Consider the following 4,439-nt stretch of genomic DNA (forward strand, 5'->3'; position numbering starts at 1 on the left):
AAACGCACTCCTTTGTATGACTTGCATGTTGAGTTGGGTGGCAAGATGGTTGATTTTGCTGGTTGGGAGATGCCTGTTCAGTATCCTTTGGGTATTATGGGTGAGCATAAGCAGTGTCGTGAGAAGGCGGCGGTGTTTGATGTGTCTCACATGGGTCAGGTTATCCTTCGGGGTGAGAATGTGGGTGAGAAGCTGGAAGCTTTGTGCCCGCAGGCCTATGCAACGCTGAAGGAAGGCAAGGCACGGTACGGGTTCTTTACGAACGCGGATGGCGGGATCATGGATGACCTGATCGTGTCGAATGCGGGGGACCACTACTTTGTGGTAGTGAACGCGGCGCTGCGTCATCAGGACATTCCGCATATGGAGGCCAATCTGGACGGCGTCGAAGTGACCGAGATCTTCGACCGTGCTCTGGTGGCGGTTCAGGGCCCTGCGGCGGAAAACGTGGTGGGCGAGCTCTGCCCCGCGGCCCGCGATCTGAAGTTCATGGAAACCACCGTGGCCGATATCAATGGCGTCGAATGCCGTATCTCGCGCCTGGGGTATACCGGTGAGGACGGATACGAGATCTCGATCCCCGAGGACAAGGCGATTGAGATCACCCGCGCCTTCCTGGCGCATGAGGATTGCGAAGCCGCCGGTCTGGGCGCGCGCGACAGCCTGCGGCTGGAGGCGGGTCTGTGCCTCTATGGCAATGACATTGACCAGAGCACCTCACCCATCGAAGCCTCGCTGAGCTGGGCAATCCAGAAGCGGCGCAAGGAAGAGGGCGGGTTCCCGGGTGCGGATCGCATCCGACGCGAACTGGTCGAGGGCGCATCCCGCAAGCTGGTGGGCATCAAGCCCGAAGGCCGCGCGCCGGCCCGTCAGGGTGTTGAGATCCAGTGCGCCGAGGGCAACACGATCGGTCAGATCACCTCGGGCGGGTTCGGCCCGACGGTCGGCGGCCCTGTTGCGATGGGCTATGTGTCCGCAGGCCATGGTGAGCCGGGCGAGACCGTCAATCTGATCATCCGGGGCAAGCCGCAGCCAGCCGAGATCGTTGCGCTGCCCTTCGTCACCCAGAATTACAAGCGTTGAAGTCAGGAGAGAGACAAGATGGCAACCTATTATTCCGAAGAGCACGAGTGGATCGACGTGAACGGCGACACGGCCACTCTGGGCATCACCAAACATGCCGCCGAGCAGCTGGGCGATGTGGTCTTCGTGGAACAGCAGGAAGTGGGTGACGAGTTCGAGAAAGACGGCGAGATCGGCGTGATCGAATCCGTCAAGGCGGCCTCGGAGCTCTATGCCCCGGTTGATGGCGAGATCGTCGAGGTCAACGAGACGCTGGCCGACAATCCCGGCGCGCTGAACGAAGACCCCGAAGGTGAGGCATGGATCTACAAGATCAAGATCACCGATGCGTCTCAGCTCGAAGATCTGATGGATGAGGCCGGCTACAAGGACTTCATCGGCTGATCCAGACCGGAGCCCTGCACAGGGCTCCGCCCGTTCGGGCCGGACCGGCTCGTGATGATGTATCGGAGGCCTGCGCGGTCTCCGCCCGACCTGACTTATTCATAGGAGCGCTGCAATGGCTTTCAAACTGACTGACTACGAAGCCTATGACTTTGCCAATCGCCGCCACATTGGCCCCAGCCCGACCGAGATGCGCGACATGCTCAAGGTGATCGGCTTCAAGACGTTGGACGAGCTGATCGATGCCACTGTTCCGCCGGCGATCCGGCAGAAGGAGCCGCTGGACTGGGGTCCGGCGATGACGGAACGCGATGCGCTCTTTCACATGAAGCAGGTGGCGAGCAAGAACAAGGTTCTGACCTCGCTGATCGGTCAGGGCTATTACGGCACCACCACGCCTGCACCGATCCTGCGCAACATTCTGGAAAACCCGGCCTGGTACACCGCCTATACGCCGTACCAGCCCGAGATCAGCCAGGGCCGCCTTGAGGCGCTGCTGAACTTCCAGACCATGGTCAGCGACCTGACCGGGCTGGATGTGGCCAACGCCTCGCTTCTGGACGAAGCCACCGCAGCAGCCGAAGCGATGGCCATGGCCAAGCGCGGCGGCCGGTCCAAGGCCAACAACGCGGCCTTCTTTGTCGACAAGAACTGCCACCCGCAGACCATCGCGGTGATCAAAACCCGGGCTGAGCCTCTGGGCATCGACGTACAGGTCGCCGATCCGGACACGCTGGATGCAGGCGCTGTTTTTGGCGCGATCTTCCAGTATCCGGGCACCCACGGCCATGTGCGCGACTTCACCAAGGAAATCGCCGCCCTGCACGAGCACAAAGCCATCGCCATTGTTGCCGCCGACATCCTGTCGCTGGCGCTGCTGAAGTCACCGGGTGAGATGGGCGCGGATATCGCCATCGGCTCGACCCAGCGTTTTGGCGTTCCGATGGGCTATGGCGGGCCCCATGCTGCCTATATGGCGACCACCGACAAGCTGAAGCGGGCAATGCCCGGCCGGATCATTGGTGTGTCGATCGACAGCCGTGGCAACAAGGCCTACCGTCTGGCGCTGCAAACTCGCGAGCAGCATATCCGCCGCGAGAAAGCCAACTCGAACGTCTGTACTGCGCAGGCGCTGCTGGCGGTGATTGCCTCGATGTATGCGGTCTATCACGGCCCAGATGGCATCAAAGCCATCGCGCAATCGGTGCACCGCAAGACCTCGCGCATGGCGGCTGGCCTGGAAGAGGCGGGCTTCTCAGTCGAACCGGAAGTGTTCTTCGACACCATCACCGTGGAGGTCGGTCACCTGCAGACCGTCGTCATGGAGGCCGCCGTGGCCCGGGGCGTCAACCTGCGCAAGGTCGGCGACAGCAAAGTGGGCATCAGCCTGGACGAACAGACCCGCCCCGAGACCATCGAGGCCGTCTGGGGTGCCTTTGGCATTGACCGCAAGGATGACAGCTCGAACAAACAGTACCGCCTGCCGGATTACGCGCTGCGCGAGACGCCCTATCTGACTCACCCGATCTTCCACAAGAACCGGGCCGAGGCCGAGATGACACGCTATATGCGCCGTCTGGCCGACCGTGACCTGGCGCTGGATCGGGCGATGATCCCGCTGGGCTCGTGCACCATGAAGCTGAACGCCACGATCGAGATGATCCCGGTCACCTGGCCCGAGTTCGGCAACCTGCACCCGTTCTGCCCCGAAGATCAGGCGCAGGGCTATCACGAGATGATCGCGGATCTGAACGATAAGCTGTGCCAGATCACCGGCTATGACGCGATCTCCCAGCAGCCCAACTCGGGTGCGCAGGGCGAGTACGCAGGCCTGCTGACCATCCGCAACTATCACTTCGCCCGCGGCGAAGGGCACCGCAATGTCTGCCTGATCCCGACCTCGGCGCACGGGACCAACCCGGCCTCGGCGCAGATGGTGGGCTGGCAGGTGGTGCCGGTGCAGTCGGATGAGAACGGCAATATCGACCTGAATGACTTCCGCGCCAAGGCCGAGAAGCATTCGGATCATCTGGCCGGCTGCATGATCACCTATCCGTCCACCCATGGCGTGTTCGAGACCACCGTGCAGGAGGTCTGCCAGATCACCCATGATCACGGCGGTCAGGTCTATATCGACGGTGCGAACATGAACGCCATGGTCGGCCTGTCGCGTCCCGGTGATATTGGCGGTGACGTCAGCCACCTGAACCTGCACAAGACCTTCTGCATCCCGCATGGCGGTGGCGGCCCCGGCATGGGTCCGATCGGCGTCAAGGCGCATCTTGAGGAACACCTGCCCGGCCACCCGGAATACGGCACCGCCGTGGGTCCGGTCTCGGCGGCTCCGTTTGGTTCGCCCTCGATCCTGCCGGTCAGCTGGGCCTATGTGCTGCTGATGGGCGGCGCGGGTCTGACGCAGGCGACCAAAGTGGCGATCCTGAACGCCAACTACATCGCGGCGCGTCTGCAGGATGCCTATCCGATCCTCTACACCTCCGAGTCCGGCCGTGTGGCGCATGAATGCATCCTCGACACCCGTCCGCTGGATGAGGCGGCGCATGTCAGCGTTGATGACATCGCCAAGCGTCTGGTCGATTCAGGCTTCCACGCGCCGACCATGTCCTGGCCGGTGGCGGGCACCCTGATGGTCGAACCCACAGAGTCGGAACCCATGGATGAGCTGGACCGCTTCTGCGATGCGATGCTGTCGATCCGGGCCGAGGCGCAGGATATTATCGACGGCAAGATCGATGCGGAAAACAACCCGCTGAAAAACGCACCCCACACGGTGCGCGATCTGGTCGGAGACTGGGACCGCCCCTACAGCCGCGAACAGGCATGCTTCCCACCGGGCTCCATGGGCGTCGACAAATACTGGTCTCCCGTCAACCGCGTCGACAACGCATACGGCGACAGAAACCTAATCTGCACATGCCCACCAATGTCCGAATACGAAGAAGCCGCAGAGTAAA

Annotated in this window: 3 protein-coding genes; all 3 read left to right on the plus strand. The window is 62.1% G+C overall.

Annotated elements, in window-relative coordinates; genetic code table 11:
* On the plus strand, positions 1–1,083 hold a 1,083-nt coding region (gene gcvT / locus ACR0EO_RS22030; protein WP_480693053.1), incomplete at its 5' end, for a glycine cleavage system aminomethyltransferase GcvT.
* Between the two features lie 18 nt (positions 1,084–1,101).
* Positions 1,102–1,467 carry a glycine cleavage system protein GcvH gene (gene gcvH / locus ACR0EO_RS22035; RefSeq protein ID WP_480693054.1) on the plus strand — a complete coding sequence of 122 codons (366 nt, stop codon included), beginning with the start codon at positions 1,102–1,104 and terminating at the stop codon, positions 1,465–1,467.
* A 115-nt stretch (positions 1,468–1,582) separates the two neighbouring features.
* On the plus strand, positions 1,583–4,438 hold the full coding sequence (gene gcvP / locus ACR0EO_RS22040) for an aminomethyl-transferring glycine dehydrogenase (RefSeq protein WP_480693055.1): 2,856 nt from the start codon (positions 1,583–1,585) through the stop codon (positions 4,436–4,438).
* Position 4,439 lies beyond the last annotated feature (1 nt).

Source organism: Ruegeria sp. BE9 (assembly GCF_056538765.1).